Source organism: Citricoccus sp. NPDC055426, assembly GCF_040677445.1.
In the GTDB taxonomy this organism is placed as follows: Bacteria; Actinomycetota; Actinomycetes; order Actinomycetales; family Micrococcaceae; genus Citricoccus.
The window spans coordinates 695,916-722,173 of sequence record NZ_JBFARZ010000001.1; the positions used below are offsets into that span (position 1 = coordinate 695,916).

The window sequence follows — 26,258 nt, forward strand, 5'->3', positions numbered from 1 at the left end:
GTATCGGCGCCCGGGAGACCGGAAGGGACCCGTGGTGTCTGGCCGGGACGTCAGGCCGGGGCGACGACGTCCAGCACGACCGCCTCGGGCCGGCAGGCGAAGCGCACCGGGGCCTTGGGGGAGGTGCCGATCCCGGCGGAGACCTCCAGCGGCACGGTGCGCCCACCCGCGGTCCAGGAGGTCAGCCCGGAGGCCTGCCACGTGGGCAGGTCGCAGTTGGTCACCAGGGCCCCGTAGAACGGAACGCAGATCTGGCCGCCGTGGGTGTGGCCGGCGAACACGACATCGGCGCCGTCCTGGACCATGGTGTCCAGCACCCGGCGGTAGGGGGCATGTGTCACACCGATCCGCAGGGACCGGCCGGGCGTGGAGCTGACGCCGGGGAAACCGGGCCACTCGTCGCGCTCGAGATGCGGGTCATCCGTGCCGGCCAGGTCGAGCCGGACACCGTCCAGGACACGGGAGAAGCCCTGATTCGCCAGGTTGAGCCAGCCGCGTGACTCGAAGGTGCCGAACAGCTCCGCCCAGGGCAGTTCGCTGCGGCTCGGATCCTGGTGTGAGGGCCCGGCGAGGTAGCGCAGGGGGTTGGCCGGCTGGGGCGCGTAGTAGTCGTTGGAGCCGGGCACGAAGACCCCGGGGACGTCCAGCAGCGGGTCCAGGGCCTCGAGCAACAGCGGGATCGAGGCGGCCGCGGCGATGTTGTCGCCCGTGTTCACCACCAGGTCCGGCTTCACCGTGGCGAGGGAGGACAGCCACGCGAGCTTGTCCCGCTGGGAGGGCACCAGGTGGATGTCGGAGAGGTGCAGGATCCGGAACGGCCGCCCGCCCGGCGGGAGGATCGGCAGCCGCTCGGTGCGCACCGCGAAGTTCCGGGCCTCCACGAGGGCGCCCCAGGCCACCAGGCCCGCCCCGGTGGCGGCCAGGGCCCCGGTGGCCGCGGCCGCCTTGGTGGCGGCGGAGACCCAGGCTGCACGACGCCGGCCGCTCGCCCGCCGCGTTCGGCTCACCCGTGCGTGGCCCATGGGGATCCTCCTCAGTCCTCGGTCGAGACGACGGTGTCCGGGTCGTAGTACGGCTTCGGACCGCCGTACGACTCGTAGTCCAGGGATTCGCCGCCCTCGCGCGAACCCATGGTCCGCGGATCCGAGGCCGGGCCGTCATAGGCCGTGAAGTCGTCCGTCGGATAGTTCTCGGCCATCGTGCCCATGAAGTCCGACCACATCGGGCCGGCGATGATGGAGCCCCAGACGTCGTCGTAGTTGACGCCGCCGATCTCCAGTCCCTCGAGGGTCTGGAGGGTGGAGTAGTTGCCCACCCACGAGGCGGTGGTCAGGCCGGTGGTGGAGCCGACGAACCAGGTGGATGAGGAGGAGTTGTTCGTGCCGGTCTTGCCGGCGACCTCGAACGGCATGTCCTGCGCGATGCGCTCGGAGGCGATGGCCTTGAGCGTGTTGTTCAGCTCGGCCACCTGCTGGGTGTCCGCGACCTTCTCGCAGTCCACCGGGGGCACCTGGTAGGAGTTGCCCCGGGTGTCCGTGACCTCGGTGATGACGCGCGGCTCACAGTAGTTGCCGTCGTCGGCCAGCGTGGCATAGGCGGACGCCATGGTCAGGGGGGAGACGTTCTCCGAGCCCAGGAGGAAGGCCTGATTGACGGGGTTGATGGGATCCCCGGTGCCGGCGTTGTGGATGCCGAAGCGGGAGGTCAGGTCCGTGATGGCACACAGGTCCTGGGTGTGCGCCGCCGCCACGGTGGCGGTGTTGATGGACCAGTACAGCCCGTAGTCGGCACGCATCTTCTTGTTCATGTTGGCGATGGCGTTGCGGACGGTCCAGGAGCCGTCTGCCATCCGGATGGGTACCGTGCCGCCCTCGACGCAGGAGGCCTTGAACGTCGAGAAGTTGGGGAACTCGTTGACCCGGGCATCGAGGGTGTCCACCATGGAGTGCCCTGACTCGATGAAGGACAGGAACACGAACGGCTTGATGGTCGACCCCATCTGGAACCCCGCGCTGCTGCCCATGGGGGCGTCCACATTGAGGTTGACCGTGGTGTTCGACGGGTCCCCCTCGCTGTCCGGGTTGAAGGCGGTGTTCTGGGCCATGGTGCGGACGTTCCCGGTGCCGGGTTCGACCGTCACCAGCGAGGCGCCCAGGGAGACCTTGCTCGAGCCTTCACCGGTCGTGAAGTGCGGGGCGCGGGCGCGGACCGTGGCCTCGGCCTCCTTCTGGAGGTTCGAGTCCAGGGTGGTCGTGATCTGCAGGCCACCGCGGTCCAGCAGGCGCTGGCGCGACTCGGCGTCGGGCCCGAAGGCCTCCGAGGTCTGGACGACGCGCTGCACGTAGTCGCAGAAGTAGTTGCCGTACGCGGCGGAGACGCAGCCGGAGTTCAGCGGGTTGGCCTCCGTCGGGACGGGGGTCTGGACCGCCTCGTCGTATTCGGCCTGGGTGATGACCTCGTTGTCCAGCATGGCCCCCAGCACCACGTTGCGGCGCTTGGTGGCGCCCTCCGGGTTGTTGATCGGGTTGTACCCGTTGGGGGACTGCACCATGCCGGCCAGCAGGGCGGCCTGGGCGATCGTCAACTCGGCGGCGGTGGTGTTGAAGAAGTACCGGGAGGCCGCCTCGACGCCGTAGACGCGGCCGGAGAAGAGCACGATGTTCAGGTAGCCCTCGAGGATCTCCTCCTTGGACATCTCCTTCTCCACCGCCACGGAGAGCTTCATCTCCCGCAGCTTGTCCGCCACGGTCTTGGTGCCGGAGATCGTGGTGCGCTCGTTGTTCAGGTACTGCGCGTTGATGAGCACGTTGTTCACATACTGCTGCGTGATGGTGGAGGCGCCCTGGGTCGAGTCCGAGGTGGCGTTGTTCACGAGGGCACGGGTCAGGCCGCGGGCGTCCACCCCGCTGTGCTCGTAGAACCGCTCGTCCTCGATCGAGATGATGGCGTCCTGCATGTTCTGGGAGATCTCGTCCAGGGTCACCGGCACACGGTTCTCGGCGTAGAACGTGGCCAGGATGTTGCCGTCCTTGTCGAAGACGCGGGAGGGGACCGAGAGCGGTTCCTCCTTCAGCTCGGCCGGCAGCTGGTCCAGCATGTCCCCGCCGGCCGTGGCCGTGGCCCCGCCCACGGCGGCCATCGGCAGCAGCAGCCCCGCCGAGAGCACGCCGCACAGCGCACTGACACCGAGGAAGGCGACGATTTTGCCCAGGGTGGTGGCAGTGTCGAAGAAGGGGGACTTGCGATTGGCCATGGGGAGTATTCTACCGGCCCCGGGTCCGCCCGTAGGGGACCTCTGCAGCGGACCTCGATCCGGCTAGGCTGGCCCCATGACAACCTGGGAATACCTCATCACCCCGCTGCCCCTGCACACGCCCAAGCAGGTGCTGGACATGCACGGCGCCGAAGGCTGGGAGCTGGTCAACATCGTGACCGGTCCCGAGGGCGGCTCCGTGGGCTACATGAAGCGCCCGAAGCAGTGAGCGCCGTCGAGGCCCGGCTGGCCGAGCTGGGGCTCACGCTGCCCCCGGTGGCGGCCCCCGTGGCGGCCTACGTCCCCGCCCTGGTGGACGGGAACCACGTCTACACCTCCGGGCAACTGCCCTTCCAGGGCGGGCAGCTGCCCGCCACGGGCAAGGTCGGCGCCGAGGTCGATCCGGCCGAGGCCGCCGAGATGGCGGGGATCTGCGCCGTCAACGCGCTGGCCGCCATCAAGTCCGTCATCGGGGACCTGGACCGGATCGAACAGGTCGTCAAGGTCGTGGGCTTCGTGGCCTCGGACCCCTCCTTCACCGGACAGCCCCAGGTGGTCAACGGCGCCTCGGAGCTGCTGAGTCAGGTCCTCGGCGAGGCCGGCGCCCACGCCCGGTCCGCCGTCGGGGTGGCCGTGCTGCCGATGGACACGCCCGTCGAGGTCGAGGTCCTCGTCCGGTTCAGCTGAGCCCGTGGGCCTGAGCGCGCCGGAGCCGGAGCCCGCGCCGCGTGCCGGACTGGCCGTGGGGCACGGGCCGATCCACCGCTCGGCCCGCCCCCTCCAGCCGCGGACGTTCGAGTTGCCCGAGGACGAGGTCTCGGCGGCCCGCAGCTGGTGGGCTCACGGCGAGCGCCGGCCCCGGGCCGCCCGCCGGGCCTCTTCCGTGGCCGTGGTCCGGGACGGGCCGAACGGGGTCGAGACCCTGCTGCGCCACCACCCGGGCCCCACCCCGCTGGGTGTGGTGGCGTTCCCCGGGGGCTCGCTGGACGCCGCCGACGAGGACGACTGCACCTGGTTCGGCCCCACGCCGGCCCAGTGGTCCCGCGTGCTCGGCGCGGACGACCACCGCCTGGCCCGCCGGCATCTGGCCGGGGCCATCCGTGAACTCTTCGAGGAGACCGGGATCCTGCTCGCCGGCCCGGACCGGTACTCGGTGGTGTCCAACCCCGGCGGCGGGGAATGGCCCCAGGCCCGCATCGCCCTGGACCGCCGGGAGCTGACCCTGGCGGAGCTCGTGAACCGCCGTGGCTTCGGGCTGCGGACGGACCTGTTGCGGGCCGTGGGCCAGTGGCACAGCCCCCACTTCTCGCACCGCCGCTTCGAGACCCACTACTTCGCCGCGGCCGTGCCCTACGGCCAGGACGTGTCCCTGCTGGAGGGCCGGGGGGCCTGGGCCGGGTGGGTGCCGGCACGGACGGTGCTGTCCGGCCGGGACACCAGCGAGGTCGGGGACCGGATCGGCCGCCCGGACACCGTGGGCCGGACGTTCGGCGCCCTGACGGTGCCGGCGGTGGAGCTGCTGCTGGAGCGCATGGCGGACGCCGGCTCCACCGTGGAGTTCCTGATGGGCCTCACCGTCCGCGGCAGCGTGCCGGACTACACCCCCGAGCTGCACGGCACCCCGGAGGGGCCCGACGGCGGCGGGTTCCGTCTCAGCGTCGACCTGCCCGGCGGGCGGTGGGCCGGCTCCTGACCCCGCAACCACTTCCCGTTAACCACTTTGAGGGCAATCCCACCGTGGGATTGCCCTCAAAGCGAGGGGCTGGCGGGGCCGCTCAGCGCGAGCGCTGGCGGAGCCGCTGCAGGTCCAGCACCACCACGGCGCGGTTCTCCAGGCGGATCCAGCCGCGCTGCACGAACTCGGCCAAGGCCTTGTTCACGGTCTCGCGGGAGGCGCCGACCAGTTGGGCCAGTTCCTCCTGGGTGAGGTCGTGGGCCACCAGCAGGCCGTCGTTGGCGGGGCGGCCGAAGCGGTCGGCCAGGTCCAGCAGGGCCTTGGCCACGCGGCCGGGGACGTCGGAGAAGACCAGGTCCGCCAAGGACTCGTTGGTCTTGGACAGCCGCTGGGCCAGGGCCCGCAACAGCTGCATGGAGACCTCGGGGGTGGACTGGATGACCTTGCGCAGGTTGTCGTGGCGCAGGCCGGCCAGCCGGGCGGCGGACACGGCGGTGGCGGTGGCCGTGCGCGGGGCGGGGTTGAATAGGGCCATCTCGCCGAAGACCTCACCCGGGCCGAGGATGGCCAGCAGGTTCTCCCGACCGTCCGGGGCGGTGCGGCCGAGCTTGATCTTGCCGGACATGATGACGTAGAGCTGGTCGCCCTGGTCACCCTCATGGAAGGCCGAGGCGCCCCGGGAGAGCTCCACCTCGGTCAGCTCCGAGGTCAGTGCAGAAAAGACCTCGTCATCCAGGTTGGTGAACAGCGGGGCCTTGCGCAGTACCTCGAGATCCATGTGTCCTTCGTCCTCACTGTCGACTGGCATGCCGGTCATCTTTCGACATGCGGGGCGTTACTGTGATCCATTCTGCCCCATCTGCGGCAATGGTAACGGTAAACTGGCGACTCACGCGTGTACGGGGGCGGACGCAGGAAGAGGGATTCCTTGTTTATCGGACTGACCGTACTGGACTGGGTCCTGGTGGTGGTCCTGTTCGTGTTCCTGCTCGCGGGTTACCGGCGTGGTTTCTGGGTCACGCTCGGGACCATCGTGGGACTGGTGGCCGGCGCCGCCGCCGCCTTCTTCTCCATCCCCCTGGTCTCCGAGTGGGTCCCCGACCCGGCCTGGCGGCTGCTGGCGATCATCGCCGCCGCCCTCGTGCTGGTCCTGCTGGGGCAGGCGATCGGGGCCGCGATCGGGCGCGCCATCCGCCTCCGGATGGCCCTGCCCGCCCTGCGCACGATGGACCGCCTGGCCGGGGCCGTGGTCAACACGGCCGTGGCGGCCGCGCTGATCTCCCTGGTGGCGTTCTCCGCCTCCTCCATGGGCCTGGCGCCGGTGACCACCGCGATCTCCGAATCCCGGGTCATCACCTCCATCAACACCCTGGCTCCGGAGTCCGCCAAGGCGCTGGTCGCCCGGGTGCGGTCCGCCGTCGCGGGCTCGGACGTGGTGCCGGAGCTGCCCGAGCCGGTGACCACCGCCACCCCGTCGGCGCCCGCCGCGACGCTCGAGCCGGGGGAGGCCCTGCAGGCGGCCCGCGCCTCGGTGGTGAGGATCTCCGGGACGGCCCAGGTCTGCGGACAGAACCAGACCGGGTCCGGCTTCGCCGTCGCCTCGGACCGGGTGGTCACCAACGCCCACGTGGTCTCCGGGCTGACGGAGCCCTCCGTGGAGGCCGCCGACGGTTCCGTCCACGCCGGGCGCGTGGTCCACTTCGACGCCGCGCGGGATGTGGCGGTGGTGGCGGTGGACGGGGCCGAGCTGCCCGAGCTGGAGACGGGCGCCGTCCTGGAGGACCAGGAATCGGGCGTCATCATGGGCTACCCGGCCGGTGGCCCCTTCCGGATGGACCCCGCCCTGGTGCAGGCCCGCGGTGAGGTCACCGTCAACAACATCTACGGCGCCGAGCCCGGGTTGCTGGACATCTACCAGCTGCATGCGGACGTCCAGCAGGGCAGCTCCGGCGGACCGCTGCTGACCGAAGAGGGCGAGGTCGCGGGCATCGTCTTCGCCCGGGCCACCGGAGACATCGAGGTGGGGTACGCCATCACCGGCGAGGAGGCCGAGCAGGCCCTGGACGGGGCGGAGCGGATGGAGGACACCGTCTCGACCGGCCAGTGCATCCAGGGCCACTGAGCCGGCCGTTCGCAGGCCGCTGAGCCGGACACGGAACCCCTCGACTGCGGGAACCTCCGGTTGACTAGTGGGAACCGTGGCGTGGATCGTGCGAAAACCGCCCGCCCTGCACTACTGTGGTCGTCATCACATTCACGCACCGCACCGCTGGCCACGCCGCCCCACCCCTCGAGGCGGTGGCCGGTCAGTCGGATGGGTCACTGACGGGGAGGAACTCCGTGTCAACGCAGACCGCACTACCCCAGGGGGGTCAGGCACGCCGCGAGCAATTCGCGACCCGCTGGGCCTTCATCCTCGCCGCCATCGGCTCCGCCGTGGGCCTCGGCAACATCTGGCGCTTTCCCTACATCGCCTATGAGAACGGCGGCGGCGCCTTCATCGTCCCGTATCTGGTCGCCCTGCTGACCGCGGGCATCCCGCTGCTGTTCTTCGACTACGCGATCGGCCACCGCTTCAAGGGCTCTCCGCCCATGGCCTTCAGGCGGTTGAGCAAGTGGACCGAGTCCGTCGGCTGGTGGCAGGTGCTGATCTGCTTCGTGATCGGCGTCTACTATGCGGCCATCATCGCCTACGCCATCATGTACACCTGGTTCTCCCTCGGAGAGCGCTGGGGTGACGACCCGGAGACCTTCTTCTTCGGGGAGTACCTGCAGATGTCCGATTCGGTGGCGCCGAACCTGGAGTTCGTCCCGGGGGTCTTCTGGCCGATGCTGATCGTGTGGGTCATCCTGCTGGTCGTCCTCGGGGCCGGTGTCAAGAAGGGCATCGCCATGGCCTCGCTGGTCGGCATCCCGCTGCTAGCCGTCATGTTCATCATCCTGGTGGTCGTGGCCCTGTTCCTGCCCGGTGCACCCGAGGGCCTGAACGCCCTGTTCACCCCGAACTGGTCGGTGCTGACTGATCCGCAGGTGTGGATCGCCGCCTATGGACAGATCTTCTTCTCGCTGTCCGTGGGCTTCGGCATCATGATCACCTATTCGTCCTACCTCAAGCGCCGCACCAACCTCACCGGTTCGGGCCTGATGGTCGGCTTCTCCAACTCGAGTTTCGAGATCCTGGCCGGCATCGGCGTGTTCTCGGCCCTCGGGTTCATGGCCCAGGCCAACGGGGTCGAGGTCGCGGACGTGGTCAGCAACGGCATCGGCCTGGCGTTCATCGCCTTCCCGACGATCATCTCCCAGGCCCCGGCCGGCGTGCTGATCGGGGTGCTGTTCTTCGGATCGCTGGTCTTCGCGGGCTTCACGTCGCTGATCTCCATCCTGGAGGTGGTGGTCTCCGCTGTGAAGGACAAGCTCGGCTGGAGCCGCTGGCTGACCGTCGGCGTCGTGGTCGGCGGCTCGGGCGTCGTCTCCCTGCTGTTGTTCTCCACCACGTCCGGGCTCAACGTCCTGGACGTGACGGATGCCTTCGCCAACAACTTCGGCATCGTGGGGGCTGCCCTGGTCGCCGTGGTGATGGTGTCCTGGGTGCTGCGTCGCCTGGACCGCATGGTCAGCCATCTCAACGCGGTGTCCTCCTTCCGCGTCGGCCGTGTCTACAAGGTCCTGGTCGCTGTGATCCTGCCGATCGTGCTGGCCTACATGTGGGTCTCCGATGTGGTCCTCAAGGCCCAGAACGGTTACGGCGACCTGCCGTCGTGGTTCGTCGGCACCTTCGGCTGGGGCATGTCGATCGCCCTGATCATCGTCGCGGTGTTGCTGTCCCTGCTGCCCTGGTCTGAGAGATCCGGTCTGCACAGCGAGCTCAACGACAACCTGGGCCCAGAGTCGGTGGTGGACGATGAGTCCTCAGATGTGGCAGCAGCCGGCCACGGCCGCCACGCGGGCACTCCCTCCAACCCCCAGAACGGAGCCTGACATGGACCCGATCGCCATCGTCTTCATGCTCATCGCCATCGTGGTGGTGTGGGGCGGCATGGCCGCCGCCCTGATCCACCTGCTGAAGAACCCGGATCACCTCTCCGGTGACGAGGGGCCCACCGACCTGACCACCTGAGCCACCGCCCGCACGCAGGGGCACAGAGTGACGCCACCGCCTCCGAACGGAGGGGGTGGCGTCACTCTGTGCCCCTGCGGGATGCGGGCCTGGGATGCGGCCCGGGAGGAGGCTACTTCCGCAGGGTCTCCGCGATCTGCTGCATGATGGACGGGTCGGACAGGGTGGAGGCGTCGCCGGGGTCGCGGCCCTCGGCCACGTCCTTGAGCAGGCGGCGCATGATCTTGCCGGAGCGGGTCTTGGGTAGCTCGGGGACCACCATGATGTGCTTGGGCTTGGCGATGGCCCCGATCTCGGCCGCCACGTGGGCCCGCAGGTCGGCCTCGGCCTGGGCCGGGTCCACCGCCCCGTTCGACTGGGATTCCTCGGTGAGGATCACGAAGGCCACCACCGCCTGGCCCGTGGTGGCGTCGGTGGCGCCGACCACGGCGGACTCGGCCACCATCGGGTGGGAGACCAGGGCCGACTCGATCTCCGAGGTGGAGAGCCGGTGGCCGGAGATGTTCATGACGTCGTCCACGCGTCCGGTGACCCACACGTCCCCGTCCTCGTCGCGGCGGGCGCCGTCGCCGGCGAAGTACATGCCCTCGAACCGGGACCAGTAGGTCTCCTTGTAGCGCTCCGGGTTGCCCCAGATGCCGCGCAGCATGGCCGGCCACGGGTCGCGGATCACGAGGAACCCGGCCCCGGCGCCGTCGATGGAGACGCCCGCGTCGTCCACCACGTCCACCGTGATGCCCGGGACGGGGGTCTGGGCCGAGCCGGGCTTGGTGGCCGTGACGCCCGGCAGCGGGGAGATCATGTGCGCGCCGGTCTCGGTCTGCCACCAGGTGTCGACGATCGGGGCGGGGGTGTCCTTGCGGGCACCCGGGGTGACGGAGCCGTCGTCGTTCTTGGTCCCAGCGCCGGCGTTGCCGCCGATCACCTCGCGGTACCACATCCAGGCCTCGGGGTTGATGGCCTCGCCCACGGTGCCGAGCACGCGGATGGAGGACAGGTCGAAGGAGTCCGGCACGGACCGGCCCCACTTCATGCAGGTCCGGATCGCGGTGGGGGCGGTGTACATGATGGTGACCCCGTACTTGGCCACGATCTCCCACCAGCGGCCGTTGTGCGGGAAGTCCGGGGTGCCCTCGTAGATCACCTGGGTGGCGCCGTTGATGAGCGGGGCATAGGTGACATAGGAGTGCCCGGTGACCCAGCCGACGTCGGCGGTGCACCAGTACACGTCCGTCTCGGGGTGGAGGTCGAAGGTGTCCCGGTGGGTGACGGCGCCCTGGACGAGGTAGCCGCCCGTGGTGTGCAGGATGCCCTTCGGCGTGCCCGTGGTGCCGGAGGTGTAGAGGATGTACAGGGGGTGCTCGGAGTCGTGCCAGACCAGCTCGTGCTCATCGGACTGCTCAGCGAGCACCTCGTGCCACCACAGGTCACGCCCCTCGGTCCACTCCACGTCCTGCTCGTTGCGCCTGACCACCAGGACGTTGGTCACGGTGTGGCCCGGCGCGGAGAGGGCCTGGTCCACGGCGGGCTTGAGCATGGAGGGCTTGCCGCGGCGCCAGGAGCCGTCCGCGGTGACCACGAGCTTGGCCTCGGCATCGTCGATGCGCGAGCGCAGCGCGTCCGCGGAGAAGCCGCCGAAGACCACGGAGTGCACGGCACCGATCCGGGCACAGGCCAGCATGGTGATCACGGTCTCGGTGATCATCGGCAGGTACACGGCCACCCGGTCGCCCTTGGTGACCCCCAGGGACTCGAAGGCGTTCGCGGCCCGGCGGACCTCGGCGGCCAACTCGGCATAGGTCCAGGACCTCGCATCGCCCGGCTCGCCCTCGAAGTGGATGGCCACCCTCTCGCCCAGCCCGGCCTCCACATGGCGGTCCAGCGCGTTGTAGGCGGCGTTGGTGGTGCCACCCACGAACCACTTCGCGAACGGGGCGTCGGACCAGTCCAGGACCTCGGAGAAGTCCTGCTCCCAGTGCAACACCTCCCTGGCCTGGTCCGCCCAGTAGCCCAGCCGGTCCGCGGCGGCCTGCTCATAGCGATCCGCACCCGCCACGGCCTGCGCGGCGAACTGGGCCGAGGGCGGGAAGCTGCGGTGCTCATGCGAGAGCGTGTCCATGGTTCCGCCGCCGGCGGCTGCGGACGGGGTTGCCGGGTCGTTGGACGCTGCTGTGCTCATGCGTACTCCTTGATGGCGCGGTCACGTGGGGGCCGCCGGGCGATCCGCGAGGCGTGTAACGGGCGTCACAGGCGGCCTGCCGTCATAGCCTAACCGTCCTGGCGGGCCCTGTGACACAGAGCGTGACCATCAGCGGACATCCCCCGGTGCTGCTGGTTCAATAGTGCTGAGACCATCCACAGGGGAACCGGCGATCACCGCTCGGTCTGGATGCATCGCCTGGCCCTGCCGCTGCGGCGGGTGCCCGGGGGATATCAGGAGGAACCGCATGAGCACAGCACCGGATTCATCCACCTTCACGCCTGCCGGGGGCAGCGGCGCTCGCCTGAGGGTGACCAGCTGGGACGTCGGCTACCTCGTCTCGGCGATCGTGGTCCTGGCCGGATCGCTGGTCCCGCTGCTCACGGTGCGGTGGGGCGTGAACCTGTGGGGGGTCTACAACCTATTCTTCATCGGCATCGGCGTCCTGCTGCCGCTGGCCGCCGCCGGCTTCCTCCTGGCCCGCGCCGCCTCCGGGACCGGCACCCGTGAGGCCGGCCCCCGCCTCGGCTCGCTCAGCACCGAGCAGTTCGCCCACGTGGCCGCCTGGCTCGCGCTGGCCTTCTACTTCATCACCTTCGCCACCACCCTGGACCCCGTGCTGCTCATCGGCCTGGCCGGCGGCCTCGGGCTCGTGGTGACGTCCCCGCTGCGCGCGCTGGTGGCACCGCTGGTCACCGGAACCGCAGGGCGGGCCGGGTCCACCGGGTCGGCAGGGCCCACCGGGTCGCCGGCTGCGGGCACCGGCGGCGCCCCGGCCCACACCTCGGGCCCAACCCCGACGCCGGCCCCGGCGCCTGACGCCGGAGAGGTCCAGGATCCGTCCGGCTCGGACTCGGTCGCCGGGGATGACGCCGCGGCCGAAACCGAGGCTGAAGCCGAGGCGGGGCGCTTCCCGAGCCCCGCCTATGGACAGTCCACGGGGGCCGAGATCGATGAGGAACTCGGGATGACGCGGGTGCGTCCGCGGTCCACGGACGAGGCCGCAGCCTCGGCCACCGCCGCCTTCGGCGCCCCGGCCACCGACAGCCCGGCAACCGACACCTCCGCAGAGGCCCGCCCTGAGGACGCCGGCACCTCGGTGGGTCCAGACAGCCCCGAGGGCCCCGACAGCCCTGAAGGCCCAGACGCCTCGGCCGACCCCGATTCCACCGGCGCCACAGCTTCCGGCCAGTCCGCACCCCGGGGCACAGAGCCAGCCGAGTACGAAGCTTTCTGGTTCGCGGTGGGCACCCGTCGCTCGGCCGTGGGCCCGGAGGACGGCCACCCCGTCTTCGAGCTGGAGCCCGGCGGCTGGATCCTCGCCCTGGAGGACCGCGGCCAGGAGTTCCTGGTGCAGAACACGGATGGCCGCACCGGCGTGCTGAGGGACCTGACGGACATCGAGCGCGCGTGAGGGGAGGAAGCCCCGCCACGGAGAGCACCCTGGCGCGCACCCGCCGGGCCCGCAGGATCAACCGCGTGCTGGCGCAGACCTACCCGTACGCCGTGGCCGAGCTCGATTTCACCAACCCCTTCGAACTGCTGGTGGCCACGGTCCTGTCCGCCCAGACCACGGACGTGCGGGTCAACGCCACCACGCCCGGGCTCTTCGCCCGGTTCCCGGACGCCGAGGCGATGGCTCACGCGGACGAGCGGGAACTCCAGGACATCGTGCGGCCGCTGGGCTTCTACCGGAACAAGGCCACGGCCATCCAGGGACTGTCCCGCGCCCTGGTGGAGCACCACGGCGGTGAGGTCCCGGGCACCGTGGACGCGCTGGTGAAGCTGCCCGGCGTCGGCCGCAAGACCGCGTTCGTGGTGCTGGGCAACGCATTCGGGGTCCCCGGGCTCACGGTGGACACCCACTTCGGCAGGCTGGCCCGGCGGCTCGGGTTCACCGGGCAGCAGGACCCGGTCAAGGTCGAGCACGAGGTCGCCGCGCTGTTCGAACCCCGCGACTGGACCATGCTCTCCCACCGCCTCGTCTTCCACGGCCGGCGCATCTGCCATGCCAAGCGTCCCGCCTGCGGGGCCTGTCCGGTCGCCCGCTGGTGCCCCTCCTACGGTGCCGGTGAGACTGATCCGGAGGAGGCGGCGCGGTTGTTGAAATACGAGCTGGCCCCCGGCCGCGAGGAGTTGCTGGCCAGGATGCTCGCGGGGGCGAGCCGCGCCGAGCTGCGGGCCGAGGGATACAGTCTGGGAGCATGATGCAGATCGATGGAGCGCTCGCGGACCTGCGCAGCCTGGTGGACCGGTACGGCACCCTGGACCCGGACCTGGCGGCCGGGCCCACCCGCCTGCCGGAGGGACACCGGATTCCCGACGACGGCGGCCGCGGCTGGGATTTCGGCATCACCCTGGTGCCCCCACCCGGCGAGGAGCCGCCGGTCGAATCGGCGGTGCTCGTGCTGTTCGGGGCGCTCGACGATCAGCCCTCGCACTTCCACGCCTCCGCTGTTCCCGAGGATCTGGACCTGCTGCTGACCCAGCGGTCCCTGAGCCTGCGCCATCATCCGGGCCAGGTCGCCTTCCCGGGCGGACGCAAGGACGCCGAGGACGCGGACCACGCCCACTGCGCCGTGCGGGAGGCCGAGGAGGAGACCGGGCTGGACCGGGACGGCGTGCGGGTCATCGGCACCCTCCCGCCGGCCCCGCTGACCGTCTCGAACTTCCAGGTGACCCCCGTGGTGGGCTGGTGGGACCGGCCCTCGGACGTCTTCGTGGTGGACGAGGGCGAGGCCGCCCGCGTGTTCAGGGTCCCCGTGGCGGATCTGGTGGACCCCGCCAACCGCGTCACCACGGCCCTGAGGAGGGGCGCCGCCGGGAATGTGCAGGTCTTCCGGAGCCCGGCGTTCCTGGTCTCGGACACCCTGGTCTGGGGGTTCACCGCGATCCTCATCGACCGGATCCTGGACCTGCTCGGCTGGAGCCAGGACTGGGACCGCAAGCGGATCGTCGACATCACCGACTGGGACTCCACCATGCCGGTTCCGACGCTCGAGGCTCCGGCCACGGTGCCGGCCGAGCAGCGGGACTGAGAACCGGGTCACCGGGCCCGGGAGGACCGGGGCGCTCCTCCACAGGTGACCGGGTCCCCGCCCGTCCTCCACAGGTGGGCTCCGGCGGCCCTCACCGCCGGCGGCGGACGGCCAGTCTGGATCCATGGCCGTCCCAGCATCCTCCCCGCTCATCATTGTGTTCGTCGCCCCGCCTGAAACGGACGCTCCGGAACCCCACGGGCTGATCGGTGGTGGCAGGTTCCTGACCGATCTCCTGCGCGCCGAGGTGGCGGCCTGCGTGGCGGCGGTGGGTCACCGCCTGCACGTGGTCCCGCGCTCCGAGGGGTGGGCCGAGGAAGCCGACACCGTGGCGGCAGTGCCGCCCGCGCTCATCCTGTGGGGGCTCGCCCCGGCGGAGGGTGCTGCGCCGGACACTCCACCGACGGGTTCGGACCGGCCGGTGGTTCCGGTGACCCTGGGTGGGGTGGCCGCCCCCTGCGGCGCACTGACCCTGCCGGTAGAGTCCCGGACGCTGTGCCGGACCCTGGCCCGGGTGGCGCCGCCAGGAGCCGGGGCTGAAGCCCCGCGCCGGGCGGCCGTCCTGGTCCACCAGGGGGACGGTCCGGACGGGGACGACCGGTGGCCCGGATTGAGCTGGGCGCTGACCCTGCTGGGAGGAGGTCCCGGTCGCGGCGTGCTCGTGGATGCGCAAGGACCCCGGGGCAGCCTCAGCGCCCGGCTACGCGCGCTCGTACCGCCGACCTCGGGCCGGCTCGGATGGCAGACCACCGGCCCCGTCCCCGTTCCGGGCCCTGCCCTGGTGGCCCGGCTGCCCGGTGCCGACGGGGTGCGTTGGTGGGGGTGGACGGCCCCGGGGGACTGGCCGGGGCCGTCCGAGTCCTCGGAGGAGCACCGGCCCCTGTGGGCCGAGCTGGAGGCGTGCGTCCAGGCGGCGCACGAGGCCTCCACCTGGACGGTGGTGGACGCGGGGCGGGACCTGGACCGGGCCCGCGAGGCTGCAGCCGGAGGGGTGCCGCTGGTGCTGTGCACGGATCGGCCCCTGCCGGACGGACTCGCGGTCAGACCGGACATGGTGCTGCAAGCCGCCGGCGCTGGCGGTGCGGTGCCGTTCCGTCCGGCCGACTGGGCGGGGACGTCGCTGGCCGCCTGGGGCAGGTCGGCCCGCCGTGGACCTGGCCGGCGGCTGGCCGCAGAGGTCGGGCTCAGGCTCGAGCAGTGGGCCGGCGCCGGCACCGGCGGTGCCCTGACCGGCAGGATCCACGCATGAGCAGGGGATGGGCGCCGGAACCGCCCCCTTCGGTCGGGCGAGGCAAGGGCCCGGGCCGGTCCTCGCGCCGCTCCGCAGGCAAGACCGCAGGCAGGGTCGCGGGCCGTTCCGTGGCGCGGCCGCGGCCATCACCGGAAGGGTCCGCGGGGCGTCCCGAAGCCCAGCCCGAAGCCCAGCCCGAAGACCAGCCGGCGGGTCGGCAGCGGGCCCAACGCTGGTTGGCCGGCCGACTCGCCGACCCGGCGCGGCCGCGGAACGGTGGAGGATCCCTGCGGCCGGAGACGGTCCCACCGGAACTGGCCGCAGAGGCCGTGCGCCGGCACCTGCCCGTGGTCACCCCGCAGGAGGCGGCCGAGCAGATGCGGGCCCTGGCGGATGACCTCACCGGCTTGGGGCCGCTGGCGGGCCCGGCCCGGGCCCCCGGCGTCACGGACGTCCTCGTGGACGGGGCGGGGACCGTCTGGACGGACGGGCTGGACGGACTCCAGGACACGGGCGCGCGCGTGGGCGCCGAGGACGCCCGCCGGCTGGCCGTCCGGCTCCTGTCCCAGGGCGGGCGACGGCTCGACGAGGGCCAGCCGTTCGGCGACGCCGAGGTCACCGGAGCCCGGGTCCACGCCATCCTGCCGCCACTGGCCGCCGGGGGGACGCAGATCAGCGTCCGGCTGGCGGCGCCGGAACCACCGGGACTCGAGGACCTGGCCCGGGGGTGGCCTCACGGCGAGGTCTGGCTGGCCGCCCTGCGGCACCTGCTGCGGCTCCGCGCCAACCTCCTGATCAGCGGGGCCACGGGGTCCGGGAAGACCACCCTGCTCTCCGCGGTGCTCTCGGAGGTGCCCGCCGACGAACGGATCATCACGGTGGAGGACACCCGTGAACTGCGCCCCCGCCATGGCCACGTGGTCTCCCTGCAGGCCCGGTCCGGGAACGCCGAGGGGGCCGGCGGGGTGCCCCTGGCCGAGCTCGTCCGGCAGGCCCTGCGCATGCGGCCGGACCGTCTGATCGTCGGGGAGTGCCGTGGCGCGGAGGTCGCGGACTTCCTGGCCGCCATGAACACCGGCCACCGGGGTGCTGCGGGAACACTCCACGCCAACTCCGCCGCAGACGTCCCGGCCCGGCTGCTGGCCATGGGGTCGCTGGCCGGACTGGGGGTGGAGGCCTTGGGCCTGCAGGCCTCCAGCGCGGTGGATGCCATCCTGCATCTGGAGCGCACGGACGCCGGCCGTCACCCGGTGGAACTGTCCGTGGTGGACCGCGGCGGGGCCCGCGGAACCTCACTCCGGGTGGTCCCGGCCTGGTCCCTGTCCGGCACGGCCCTGGCCCCCGGGCCGGGCCGCGACCTCCTGGACGGACTGCCCGGTGCGAGCCGGCCCCGGGCCGGCGAGACCGGACGGGGGCGCCATGTCCTGGGTGACTGAGCGGCAGGACGGCCAGCCCGGTGTGCGTGGTCTACCCGGTGTGCTGCGGTGGTGGCCCGGACAGGCCAGCCGACGCCGGGAACGGGATGCCGAGGCGTTCATCACCCTGCTGCGCCGGGCGGCGGCCCTGCTGCAGGCGGGACGGCGGCCGGAACTGCTCTGGGCGGAGCTGGCCGGGCTGTACACGGGCTGCCGTTCTGTCACCGGGACGCCGGCCGCCTGCTGCCTGCACCACGCCCTGGTGGAGGCGGACACCGAGGTCCTGCTCGGAGAGCCACCCTTCGCGGGGGCCCGCGGCCCGGGGGAGGGCCGTCACTGGCGGCAGCTGGCCGGGTGCCTCGAGGTCTCCCGGCAGGCGGGGATCCCGCTCTCCGGGCTGCTGGACCGGCTGGCGGACGCCCTCGAGGAGGGGCAGGACGCCCATCAGGCCCGGGAGGCCGCGTCCGCCGGCCCACGTTCCACGGCGAGGCTGCTCGGGATCCTTCCCCTCGCTGGGATCGGGATGTCCGCCGCCCTCGGCGCCTCGCCGGTGGAGCTGCTGTCCGGGCCCCTCGGGTGGTTGGTGGTGGTCACGGGCGGTGGTCTGGCCGTCGTCGGGCACCTCTGGACCCGCGCGCTCATCCGACGGTCGGAGTCCTCCCCATGAGCGGGATCCGCCCAGAACCGGTCCGCCCAGAACCGGTCCGCGAGGACCCGGCCGATACCACCCTGGATGCCGCCGTGGCCCTGGACCTGCTGGCGGGTCTGCTCGACTCCGGGCAGTCGCTGGTCTCCGGCCTCGACCTCTTGGGCACCCACCTGCCCGGCGCCGGCCCCGTCCGAAGGGTGGCGTTGCTGCTGCGGGTCGGCGTCGAGTGGGACGACGCGTGGTCGGCCCATGAACCGGAGGCCAGCGATCAGGATCTGCAGGAACTGGCGGGGGAGCTCCACTTCGCGCACAACACGGGGGCACCGACGGCGGCCCTGTTGCGGTCCACCGCGGCCTCCCTGCGGCGGAACCGCAAGCGGCGGGCCGAACAACGCGCGGCGGAACTGGGAACACGCCTGGTCCTGCCGCTCGGGCTGTGCCAGCTGCCCTCCTTCATCTGTCTCGGCGTGATCCCGCTGGTCCTGGCCCTGATGCCCTGATGCCCTGAGCGTCCCTGTCGCCCTGCCTCGGGCCCCGCCATTCCTCCACACCCTGCACACGGTGCGGATCCATCCAGATCCGGCCCCACGCGGCCCCCACGGGCCTCCGGACCACCGCAGGCTGGAACCAGGCGTCCACCACAGGCCGCCGTCGCAACCGATCACCCTGAATCAAGGAGACACCATGAAGACCACCCTGCACCCCGAGATCCGGCCGCAGCACCGCGAGCACCACCAGCATCACCTGGGCCCGCACCTCAGCGAGGGCCCGCACCTCAGCGAGGACCTGCACCGGAGCCCGGACTGGCGCGATGAGACCGGAGCCCAGACGGCGGAGTACGGGATCGTCACGCTCGCCGCCGTCGGCTTCGCCGGGGTGCTCGCCGTGATCCTGGCGGGCGCGGATGTCCAGGGACTGCTCCTGGACATCGTCACGAACGCCCTGAGCTTCGGCTGAGGGGCACCCCAGGCCCCGGGGTCCGCCACCGTCCCCAGGTGGTGGGCCCCGGAGCACCTGCCGACGACTGGAGGACACCATGGACCACAACGACCCACCCGATCGCGGATCGGTCACCGCAGAGTACGCCGTGATGCTGCCGGCGGCCGCGCTGGTGCTGGTCGCCGGGCTGCTCGCCGGGGCCGCCACGATGCAACAGGTGCGCCTGGAGGAGGCGGCGGTGGCCTCGGTCCGGCAACTGGCCCGCGGGGAGACCGATGCCGACGCCCAGGCGACGGCTCGCCGGATGGCAGGTGAGGCCACGGCGCTGAGCAGCGAGCGGTCCGCCGGATGGGTCTCCGTGACGGTGGACCACGCCCCGCCGGGGCCTCTGGCCTGGTGGGACGGCTGGCGACTGGACGCCACGGCCCACGCCCCGGATCAGTGGGCTGTACCCCCTGCGTCTCCCGCCTCGGCGGAGTCGCCGTGAGCCGCGGCCCGCACCTCCTGCACGGCAGGCGGCACCGCCGCGACCAGCACGTCCCGCCCGCCGAGTCCGGTGCCGGCAGCATCACGGTCCTGCTCACGGTGTTCCTGACCCTGGTGCTGCTGGGCGCCACGGCCGCCCTGGGCACCTCCGTCACGGCGGCCGCCCGGGCTGCCGGGGCTGCTGATCTGGCCGCCCTCGCCGCCGCGGACGCCGCCCGCGGGCTCGTGGCGGCGGACCCCTGCACCCTCGCGGCCCAGACCGCCCGGCGCCACGGGGCCGAGCTGACCGCCTGCACGGCCGAGGGTGACGGCACGGCGCGGGTGCAGGCCCGCTACACCTCCGCGCTGCCGTGGCCCGCCCACGGTCAGGCCCGGGCCGGCCCTCCCGCCCCGAGGATCCCCGGCTGACGACGCGTCCGGGCGGCGGCGGCCCGCACCCCGTTCAGCACGAAGGCCAGCAGGGTGGCCGCCCCGTCCTTGTCCAGGGGGTTGTTGCGGTTGCCGCACTTGGGGGACTGCACGCAGGAGGGGCAGCCGGAGGGGCAGGCGCAGGATCGCACGGTGTCCAGGGTGGCCTGCAACCAGGTCTCGGCCTCGTGGAAGCCCCGCTCGGCGAAGCCGGCGCCGCCAGGGTGGCCGTCGTACACGAACACGGAAGGGTGGCCCGTGTCCGGGTGCAGGGCCATGGACACCCCACCGATGTCCCAGCGGTCGTTCGAGGCGACGATCGGCAACAGGCCGATCATGGCGTGCTCGGCCGCGTGCAGGGAGCCGGGGAGCCGGTCCATGGTCAACCCGGCGGCCACGAGCACCTCGGAGGGACAGTGGAACCAGACGGCGGTCGTGAACAGGTCGCGGGCCGGCAACTGAAGCGGCTCCTCGCCGAGGACCTCACCGGAGACCTGGGCCTTGCGCTGATAGGACACCACCTGGGTGGTCACCTGCACCGGGCCGGTGCACCACTGCAGGTCCCCCGCATCCACCCGGTCCACCGTGTCCAGGACCTCGATCTCCGTGATGTCCCGGGCCTGCGTGAAGTAGTCCGGCCAGGCCCGGGTCACCAGCACCGCGTGCGCGTCCTCGTCCAGGTCCTCCACCAGGTAGGTGCGGTCCTGGTGCACGTACACGGCGCCGGGGTGGGCCTGGTAGTGGGTCTGGGGGGAGCCCATCGTGCCGAGCAGTGCCCCGGTCTCGGTGTCGATGATGTCGGTCGGCCCGCCGCCGTCGTCCCGCAGGGACACCAAGCCGGCCGCGTGCTCGGGGTGGGTCCAGAACCAGCCGGCGGGCCGTCGTCGCAGGTATCCCTCCTGCACCAGCTGCTCCACCAGCGCCCGGACCTGCTCCGGGTCCCCGAACGCCCCGAGCCCGTCCGGGACCAGCGGGAGCTCGGCGGCCGCCGCGCACAGGTGCGGCGCCAGGATGTGCGGATTGGCGGGATCGGTGACGGAATCCTCCACCGCCAGCTCGAACACGGCCTCGGGGTGGTGCACCACGTAGGTGTCCAGCGGGTCGTCGCCGGCCACGTAGAGGGCCACGGACTCCTGCCCGGCCCGCCCGGCGCGGCCCACCTGCTGGAAGAATGAGGCGCGGGTGCCCGGCCAGCCGGCCACCAGCACCGCGTCCAGCCCGGCGATGTCGATGCCGAGCTCCAACGCCGGGGTGGACGCCACGCCCAGCAACCGTCCGGTGCGCAGCGCCGTCTCCACCTCGCGGCGCTCCTCGGGCAGGTAGCCGGCGCGGTAGGCCGCCACCCGTGGCGGCAGGGACGGGTCCACCTCGGCCAGCTCACGCTTGGCGGCCGAGGCCATGGCCTCCGCCCCGCGGCGGGAGCGGATGAAGGCGATGGTCCGCGTCCCGGTCACCGCCAGGTCCACCATCATCCCCGCGCTCTCCGCGGTGGCCGAGCGGCGCACCGGCGCACCGTTCTCGCCCCGCTTGTCCGTCAGCTCGGGTTCCCAGAAACCCACGGTCACCGCACCGTGCGGGGAGGCGTCCGCCGTCACGGCCACCGCGTCCGCGCCGATCAGGCGGGAGAACGACCCCGCCGGGTCCGCGCTGGTGGCCGACGCCCCGATGAACACCGGCCCGGCCGCGTCCGAACCGTCCTCGCCCCGGCCCGAGCGGTAATGCGCGCAGATCCGGGCCAGCCGGCGCAACAACACCGCCACGTGGGAGCCGAACACCCCGCGGTACACGTGCGCCTCGTCCACCACCACGAAGCGCAGCCGGCGGAAGAACCGGGACCACCGCTCGTGGTGCGGCAGGATCCCCACGTGCAGCATGTCCGGGTTGGTCAGCAGCACGTTGGCGTGCTCTCGGGCCCACTTCCGGTCGGCCGGGTCCGTGTCCCCGTCATAGGGGGCCGGGCGCAGCCAGTGGGCCCCGTCCCGGGCCAGGGCCCGCCAGGCCTGCAGCTGGTCCGCGGCCAGCGCCTTGGTGGGGGAGAGGTACAGCACCGTGCCCGTGGGATCGTCATGCAGGGCGGTGCCGGCGGCCAGCTGGTAGCCCAGGGATTTTCCCGATGCCGTCCCGGTCGCCAACACGACGTGGGTGCCGCCCGCGGCGAGGGAGGCGGCCTGAACCTGATGCCGCCAGGGCTCCAGGACACCGGATCCGCCCAGGGCGTCGGCGAGGCCCTGCGGGGTCCCCTGGGGCCACGGCACGGTGACGGCCCGGCGCTCGGGCAGGTGCCGGACGTGCAGCAACTGGGGCGGGACGATCCGGCGGCCGAGGGCACGGGTCAGCGCCTCGGCGTCCCGGGGATCGTCCGTGCGCACCTGACCGTCAGGCTCGTCAGGCCCGGCAGAGTCCACTCAGTCGGCGTCCGAGTGGGACGGGTTCAGGGTCTCGTCCTGAGGGGCGCCGAACACCGTGACCTCGGCGAGCTCGGTCCAGCCCAGGTGGCCGTACAGGGCCTGGCCGTCCGCGCTGGCCACGAGCAGCCCCTGGTCCACGTCATGCTCCAGCACCAGGGAGGCCAGGTAGCGCATGACCAGGGATCCCAGGCCCTGCCGGCGGAAGTCGGGGGCGGTCCAGATGCGGTCGAACACGGCGTACCCGTCCACGGCGGCCACCCGGCCGCGGGCCGCCACGGCGCCCTCGCCCTGGGAGTGCTGGTCCGTGCTGGTGATGGTCACCAGGAACCAGTCCGGGTCGTTGCGCCGCACCTCGGCCTCGAACTCCTCGGGCACGATCGGGGCCTCGACGTCCTGCCCGCCCATGTCCACCACCATCAGCACCTCGCCGGAGGAGACGGTCTTGAGGGGGACGTCTGCCGGGACCGGGGGTGGGGTCCCGACCACCGTGAGCAACCGTCCGGGGTGCTTCTGGACCTCGGCGGACACGGCCTTGAGGGCGGCCTCGTCCGGGTCGGCCAGGATGTACTCCCACTCGTGGCCATCCTCCGGGCCCTCCAGGCCCGCCTCCTGGCCCTCGTCGGACTGGAGGCCGCGCAGGGCGGCATGGACCACACCGTCGTGGTGCACTTCATAGTTTCGGCAGCGGGACCAGCCGGTCACCCAGGTGCTGACCAGCGCATCGTTCAGGGCAGAAGTCATAGGAGGAGACTAGCCCGCCGCGGACCGAACCCGCACGGGTCCGCGCCTGACTGCCGTCGAAACCGGCCAAATCGTCACCGGTCCGTAGCCTGCCGCGCCCGCCCCGGACACCACCCGGCCACCACCCCGCATCGACCCGGTAGGCGCCCCGGACCGGACTACCCTTGATCCGGTGAGCCAGTCCAAGATCGCCCTGTTCTACCGCTTCGCCCCGCTGCCGGACCCGGAGGCCGTGCGCCTGTGGCAGCACGCCCTGGCCGAACGATGGGGCCTCACCGGCCGCATCATCGTGGCCCCCCACGGGATCAACGGCACGGTCGGCGGGCCCATCGCCGCCGTGAAGCAATATGTCAAGACCACCCGCGCCTACGGGCCCTTCGCCGGCCTGGAGGTCAAGTGGTCGGACGGCACGGCGGCGGACTTCCCGCGGCTCTCCGTGAAGGTCCGGCCCGAGCTGGTGGCCTTCGGGGTACCCGAGGAGGTGAGCGTGACGGACGCGGGCGTGCGGGACACCGGCACCCACCTCGATCCGGCCGCCCTGCACCGGCTCGTCCGCCAGAAGGAGGACGCCGGGACCCCGGTGGTGTTCTTCGACGGGCGCAACGCCGTGGAGGCCGCCATCGGACGCTTCAAAGGCGCCGTGGTCCCGGACACCACCACCACACGCGACTTCGTGGCCGAGCTCGACTCCGGCAGGTACGACCACCTCCGGGACCAGCCCGTGGTCACCTACTGCACCGGCGGGGTCCGCTGCGAGGTCCTCACGGCCCTGATGCAGCACCGCGGATTCAACGAGGTCTACCAACTGGACGGCGGGATCGTGAAGTACGGGGAGGCCTACGGGGACGACGGCCTGTGGGAGGGCTCCCTCGCCGTCTTCGATGCGCGCATGCGCCTGGAGTTCTCCGACCACGCCGCCGTGATCGGCCGCTGCACCCTGTGCGGGGATCCCACCTCCGAGCTGCGCAACTGCGCCGACGCGGGGTGCCAGACCCTGGAGGCCGTCTGCGATGGCTGCGCCGCCTCCGCACCGGGCCGCCGCTGTGCCGTCTGCGCGGCCGGCGCACCGGCGAGGCGAGAGTCATGAGCCGGCCGGCATCGCCCCCGTTCAACCAGGCCCCGTTCAATCAGACCCCGATCGACCCGCCGACCGGTGGCGCGGGCGGGGACCCGGCCCGCCGGCTCGCCGCGGACCTGCGCGCCCTGCCGTACACCACGGACGCGGTCGGGGAGCTGCTCGGTGCGCAGGCCACCGCCGCACTGGACCGTGAGCAGGCAGAGCCGGCCCGCCGGGTGGTCGCCCGGGTGATGGACGACGACGGCGCCGGCCCCTCCCAGCGCGCGCTCGCCGCCGTCGTGTCCTGCTGGATGCTGGGCGACCCGGTGCCGGTGGTGGCCCTCGACCAGGCCCTGCCGACCCTGCGGGCCGAGGGCGCCGCGTCCCTGAACCTGGGCTGGATCCGGGCCGGGTACCTGCACCCGGTGGTGGATCTGTCCCCGTATGCCACCGACGACCACGGGGACCTCTGGGTGGCCAGCGACCAGACCGCCCTGCAGACCCGTTCCACCCTGCCGTCCTGGCACGTGGTGGGGATCGGCCGGGCCTCGCTCACCCTGGCCGGCAACGTGACCCGCGGCCCGGTGGCCCGCGCCCTGGACCTGGGCACCGGCTGCGGCATCCAGACCCTGCACCTGCTGGCCCATGCGTCCCACGTCACCGCCACGGACCTGTCCGAGCGGGCGTTGGCCTTCACCGCGTTCAACCTGCTGCTCAACGCGGAGGCGCTGGGCCTGGCCGGTGACCCGGGGGACCGGGTCACCCTGCTCCAGGGGGACCTGCTGGACCCGGTGGCCGGGCAGCGCTTCGACCTGGTGGTCTCCAACCCGCCGTTCGTCATCACCCCGCGCAGTGAGGCTGCTCCGGACCAGCCGGACCAGCCGGGCCAGCCGGGCCCGCTGGCCGGGATCAACACCTACCGCGACGGCGGCCGGCCCGGGGACAGCCTCCTGGCCGACCTGGTCGCCAGACTGCCGGAGCACCTGGAGCCCGGTGGCGTGGCACAGATGCTCGGCAATTGGGAGATCCGCCACGAGGATTCCGCTGGCGCTGGCGCTGGCGCTGGCAGCCGGGTGGCCGGGGCCGCCAGCCCCCAGCTGCCCGCATGGGACGCCCGCCCGCGCTCCTGGGTCCCGACCGGCGTCGACGCCTGGTTCATCCAGCGGGACCTGCTGGACCCGCCCGGCTACGCCGAGACCTGGCTGCAGGACTCCTCGGAGCAGCTGGACCCCTCGGGCTACGCGGAGTCCTACCGCCGCTACCTGGCGGACTTCGAGGCCCGGGGCGTGGCGGCGGTGGGCTTCGGCTACCTCTGGTTGCGCCGCCCGGCCACCCCGCGCGACGGCCGGATCCGCACCGAGGTCCTCGAGGCGGAGCTGCAGCAGCCGCTGGGCCCGGCCTGGGCGGACGCCGTGGCGCGGTGGGACCTGGTGGCCGGCGCCGGCCACCTGGAAGACCTCACACACCTGCGCGGCCTGCATGTCAGGGTCCCCGCGGACGTCACGGAGGAACGGCACCAGCGGTTCGGCGCCCAGGACCCGGAGGTCATCCTGGCCCGCCAGGGTGGCGGATTCCGGCGCACCGCCCACCTGGACACCGCCACGGCCGGATTCCTCTCCGCCGCGGACGGGGAGTTCACGGTGGGTCAGCTCACCGGCGCCGTGGCGGGCCTGCTGGAGCTGGACGGGCCGGGCGAGGCCGGGTTGCTGGCGGCGGTCGCCGAACTCCTCGCCGACGGCTTCCTGGTGCCCGCCCCGGCACCTGCTCCGGACGGCGGACCGGCCGTTACCTGACTGGTATCTTCCGCAGTGTGAATCAGGACACCCGAAATGTGAAAGAAGTGCCTAGAATCTCTATCCATGACTGAACAAGACACCGCTCCGACCCCCGGGAGCGGAGCGGTGCCGGCCGCCCGAACGCCGGTCGTCATCTCGGATCCCCAGGCGATCAGGGCGCTGGCCCACGAGGCACGGCTGGAGGCGCTTGAGGAGCTGTTCGCCTCCCAGTCCACCCGCACGGCCACCGAGCTGGCCTCCCGGTGCGGTCTGACGCCCTCGGCCATGAGCTACCACCTGCGGGCCCTGGAGAAGTACGGCTTCGTGGAGCGCTCGCCCTCCGAGGGGGACGGCCGCGAGCGGCGCTGGAAGGCCGCCGGCTACTCATTGCTGGTCAACTCGCTGAACCACTCGCCGGCGTCCAAGCAGGCGTTCATCGACGTGCAACTGAACACCTTCCGGGACCGGATCATGAAGGAGGTGGCCCGACGCGAGGCGGAGGACCAGCTGGCGCGGGAGGCCGCCGAGCGTGCGGTGGCCGCCGCCCGGGAGGAGAACGCCGCCCTGGACGGCGAGGTGGGCCACTCGGGCCAGGACGGACCGGCCGGGGTGCCCGGCCGCCGTCGTCCCCCGGTGCTGTCCACCGGGATGGTGTTCGTCAACGCGGAGCAGCGCGAGGAGTTCCAGCGGCGGCTCACCGAGCTGATCGACGAGTTCGAGGAGCTGAATCCGGCCTCCGAACGCTCCGTGGACGCAGAACGCGTGTACTACCTCGTCTCGGTCCTGGCCGACGCTGCCTCGGAGACGCGGGAAACGGCCTCATCGGCGCGGTAAGTCGACCCGCGTCAGGGGCAGGGGCCCGGGTG

The 26,258-nt window shown here is 72.3% G+C and carries 25 protein-coding genes; 19 read left to right on the forward strand and 6 right to left on the reverse strand.

Annotated features, from left to right (window positions below; genetic code table 11):
* Nucleotides 1-50 precede the first annotated feature (50 nt).
* Both AB0K08_RS03190 and AB0K08_RS03195 read right to left on the reverse strand, forming a co-directional pair.
* Nucleotides 51-1,022, reverse strand: coding sequence for a metallophosphoesterase (locus AB0K08_RS03190; protein ID WP_363351562.1), 972 nt, complete (start codon nt 1,020-1,022; stop codon nt 51-53).
* An 11-nt stretch (nt 1,023-1,033) separates the two neighbouring features.
* Nucleotides 1,034-3,253: a transglycosylase domain-containing protein gene (locus AB0K08_RS03195; protein WP_363351564.1), complete on the reverse strand. Its 2,220-nt coding sequence runs from the start codon at nt 3,251-3,253 to the stop codon at nt 1,034-1,036.
* Nucleotides 3,254-3,329: 76 nt separating this feature from the next.
* Here AB0K08_RS03195 and AB0K08_RS03200 point away from each other — a divergent pair, with 76 nt between their 5' ends.
* The 3 genes from AB0K08_RS03200 to AB0K08_RS03210 are packed head-to-tail and all read left to right on the forward strand — an operon-like array spanning nt 3,330 to nt 4,946.
* Nucleotides 3,330-3,482, forward strand: coding sequence for a hypothetical protein (locus AB0K08_RS03200; RefSeq protein WP_363351566.1), 153 nt, complete (start codon nt 3,330-3,332; stop codon nt 3,480-3,482).
* Nucleotides 3,479-3,940 (forward strand): RidA family protein, encoded by a 462-nt coding sequence (locus tag AB0K08_RS03205; protein WP_363351568.1) that lies wholly within the window; start codon nt 3,479-3,481, stop codon nt 3,938-3,940. The genes AB0K08_RS03200 and AB0K08_RS03205 overlap by 4 nt, the downstream gene beginning before the upstream one ends.
* A 4-nt stretch (nt 3,941-3,944) precedes the next feature.
* Nucleotides 3,945-4,946 (forward strand): NUDIX hydrolase, encoded by a 1,002-nt coding sequence (locus AB0K08_RS03210; RefSeq protein WP_363351570.1) that lies wholly within the window; start codon nt 3,945-3,947, stop codon nt 4,944-4,946.
* An 82-nt stretch (nt 4,947-5,028) separates the two neighbouring features.
* Here the strand turns inward: AB0K08_RS03210 and AB0K08_RS03215 are convergent, their stop codons facing one another.
* Nucleotides 5,029-5,706, reverse strand: coding sequence for a Crp/Fnr family transcriptional regulator (locus AB0K08_RS03215; protein WP_115933361.1), 678 nt, complete (start codon nt 5,704-5,706; stop codon nt 5,029-5,031).
* Between the two features lie 150 nt (nt 5,707-5,856).
* Here AB0K08_RS03215 and AB0K08_RS03220 point away from each other — a divergent pair, with 150 nt between their 5' ends.
* The 3 genes from AB0K08_RS03220 (at nt 5,857) to AB0K08_RS03230 (ending at nt 9,045) form a co-directional block, all read left to right on the forward strand.
* A complete protein-coding gene (locus AB0K08_RS03220; protein WP_363351573.1) occupies nt 5,857-7,050 on the forward strand; it encodes a MarP family serine protease in 1,194 nt (397 codons plus the stop codon).
* Nucleotides 7,051-7,268: 218 nt separating this feature from the next.
* Complete coding sequence (locus tag AB0K08_RS03225; RefSeq protein WP_363351575.1) at nt 7,269-8,906, forward strand: sodium-dependent transporter; 1,638 nt, start codon at nt 7,269-7,271, stop codon at nt 8,904-8,906.
* A 1-nt stretch (nt 8,907) separates the two neighbouring features.
* Entirely contained in the window at nt 8,908-9,045 is a 138-nt protein-coding gene (locus AB0K08_RS03230; RefSeq protein ID WP_363351577.1) for a methionine/alanine import family NSS transporter small subunit, read from the forward strand.
* A gap of 112 nt (nt 9,046-9,157) precedes the next feature.
* Here the strand turns inward: AB0K08_RS03230 and acs are convergent, their stop codons facing one another.
* On the reverse strand, nt 9,158-11,164 hold the full coding sequence (gene acs / locus AB0K08_RS03235; protein ID WP_363351857.1) for an acetate--CoA ligase: 2,007 nt from the start codon (nt 11,162-11,164) through the stop codon (nt 9,158-9,160).
* A gap of 328 nt (nt 11,165-11,492) precedes the next feature.
* On the opposite strand from acs, the gene AB0K08_RS03240 reads away from it, so the two are divergent.
* The 10 genes from AB0K08_RS03240 to AB0K08_RS03285 all read left to right on the forward strand — a co-directional run bounded on the left by AB0K08_RS03240 (nt 11,493) and on the right by AB0K08_RS03285 (nt 19,411).
* On the forward strand, nt 11,493-12,659 hold the full coding sequence (locus tag AB0K08_RS03240) for a hypothetical protein (RefSeq protein ID WP_363351579.1): 1,167 nt from the start codon (nt 11,493-11,495) through the stop codon (nt 12,657-12,659).
* Complete coding sequence (gene nth / locus AB0K08_RS03245; protein WP_363351581.1) at nt 12,656-13,453, forward strand: endonuclease III; 798 nt, start codon at nt 12,656-12,658, stop codon at nt 13,451-13,453. Before AB0K08_RS03240 ends, nth begins: the two co-directional genes overlap by 4 nt.
* Nucleotides 13,450-14,283, forward strand: a complete 834-nt coding sequence (locus tag AB0K08_RS03250; RefSeq protein WP_363351583.1) for a CoA pyrophosphatase — start codon at nt 13,450-13,452, stop codon at nt 14,281-14,283. Before nth ends, AB0K08_RS03250 begins: the two co-directional genes overlap by 4 nt.
* Nucleotides 14,284-14,407: 124 nt before the next feature.
* Nucleotides 14,408-15,532 carry a hypothetical protein gene (locus AB0K08_RS03255; protein ID WP_363351585.1) on the forward strand — a complete coding sequence of 375 codons (1,125 nt, stop codon included), beginning with the start codon at nt 14,408-14,410 and terminating at the stop codon, nt 15,530-15,532.
* Nucleotides 15,529-16,950 carry an ATPase, T2SS/T4P/T4SS family gene (locus AB0K08_RS03260; protein WP_363351587.1) on the forward strand — a complete coding sequence of 474 codons (1,422 nt, stop codon included), beginning with the start codon at nt 15,529-15,531 and terminating at the stop codon, nt 16,948-16,950. Before AB0K08_RS03255 ends, AB0K08_RS03260 begins: the two co-directional genes overlap by 4 nt.
* Complete coding sequence (locus tag AB0K08_RS03265) at nt 16,934-17,596, forward strand: hypothetical protein (protein WP_363351589.1); 663 nt, start codon at nt 16,934-16,936, stop codon at nt 17,594-17,596. The genes AB0K08_RS03260 and AB0K08_RS03265 overlap by 17 nt, the downstream gene beginning before the upstream one ends.
* On the forward strand, nt 17,593-18,078 hold the full coding sequence (locus AB0K08_RS03270; RefSeq protein WP_363351591.1) for a type II secretion system F family protein: 486 nt from the start codon (nt 17,593-17,595) through the stop codon (nt 18,076-18,078). Before AB0K08_RS03265 ends, AB0K08_RS03270 begins: the two co-directional genes overlap by 4 nt.
* A gap of 184 nt (nt 18,079-18,262) precedes the next feature.
* On the forward strand, nt 18,263-18,535 hold the full coding sequence (locus AB0K08_RS03275; RefSeq protein ID WP_363351593.1) for a DUF4244 domain-containing protein: 273 nt from the start codon (nt 18,263-18,265) through the stop codon (nt 18,533-18,535).
* Nucleotides 18,536-18,614: 79 nt separating this feature from the next.
* A complete protein-coding gene (locus AB0K08_RS03280; RefSeq protein ID WP_363351595.1) occupies nt 18,615-19,004 on the forward strand; it encodes a TadE family type IV pilus minor pilin in 390 nt (129 codons plus the stop codon).
* Entirely contained in the window at nt 19,001-19,411 is a 411-nt protein-coding gene (locus AB0K08_RS03285) for an Rv3654c family TadE-like protein (RefSeq protein WP_363351597.1), read from the forward strand. Before AB0K08_RS03280 ends, AB0K08_RS03285 begins: the two co-directional genes overlap by 4 nt.
* Here the strand turns inward: AB0K08_RS03285 and AB0K08_RS03290 are convergent.
* Together AB0K08_RS03290 and AB0K08_RS03295 are read right to left on the reverse strand one after the other, a co-directional pair.
* The gene (locus AB0K08_RS03290) at nt 19,369-21,780 is read right to left on the reverse strand and encodes a DEAD/DEAH box helicase (RefSeq protein WP_363351599.1); all 2,412 of its coding nucleotides are present in this window, start codon (nt 21,778-21,780) and stop codon (nt 19,369-19,371) included. The two genes, AB0K08_RS03285 and AB0K08_RS03290, sit on opposite strands and share 43 nt — an antisense overlap.
* 36 nt (nt 21,781-21,816) lie before the next feature.
* On the reverse strand, nt 21,817-22,560 hold the full coding sequence (locus AB0K08_RS03295) for a GNAT family N-acetyltransferase (RefSeq protein ID WP_363351601.1): 744 nt from the start codon (nt 22,558-22,560) through the stop codon (nt 21,817-21,819).
* 172 nt (nt 22,561-22,732) lie between these two features.
* Here AB0K08_RS03295 and AB0K08_RS03300 point away from each other — a divergent pair, with 172 nt between their 5' ends.
* The 3 genes from AB0K08_RS03300 to AB0K08_RS03310 all read left to right on the forward strand — a co-directional run bounded on the left by AB0K08_RS03300 (nt 22,733) and on the right by AB0K08_RS03310 (nt 26,226).
* Nucleotides 22,733-23,647 carry a rhodanese-related sulfurtransferase gene (locus AB0K08_RS03300; protein WP_363351603.1) on the forward strand — a complete coding sequence of 305 codons (915 nt, stop codon included), beginning with the start codon at nt 22,733-22,735 and terminating at the stop codon, nt 23,645-23,647.
* Nucleotides 23,644-25,410, forward strand: coding sequence for a methyltransferase (locus AB0K08_RS03305; protein ID WP_363351605.1), 1,767 nt, complete (start codon nt 23,644-23,646; stop codon nt 25,408-25,410). The genes AB0K08_RS03300 and AB0K08_RS03305 overlap by 4 nt, the downstream gene beginning before the upstream one ends.
* A gap of 66 nt (nt 25,411-25,476) precedes the next feature.
* Entirely contained in the window at nt 25,477-26,226 is a 750-nt protein-coding gene (locus AB0K08_RS03310) for a winged helix-turn-helix domain-containing protein (protein WP_363351607.1), read from the forward strand.
* Nucleotides 26,227-26,258 lie beyond the last annotated feature (32 nt).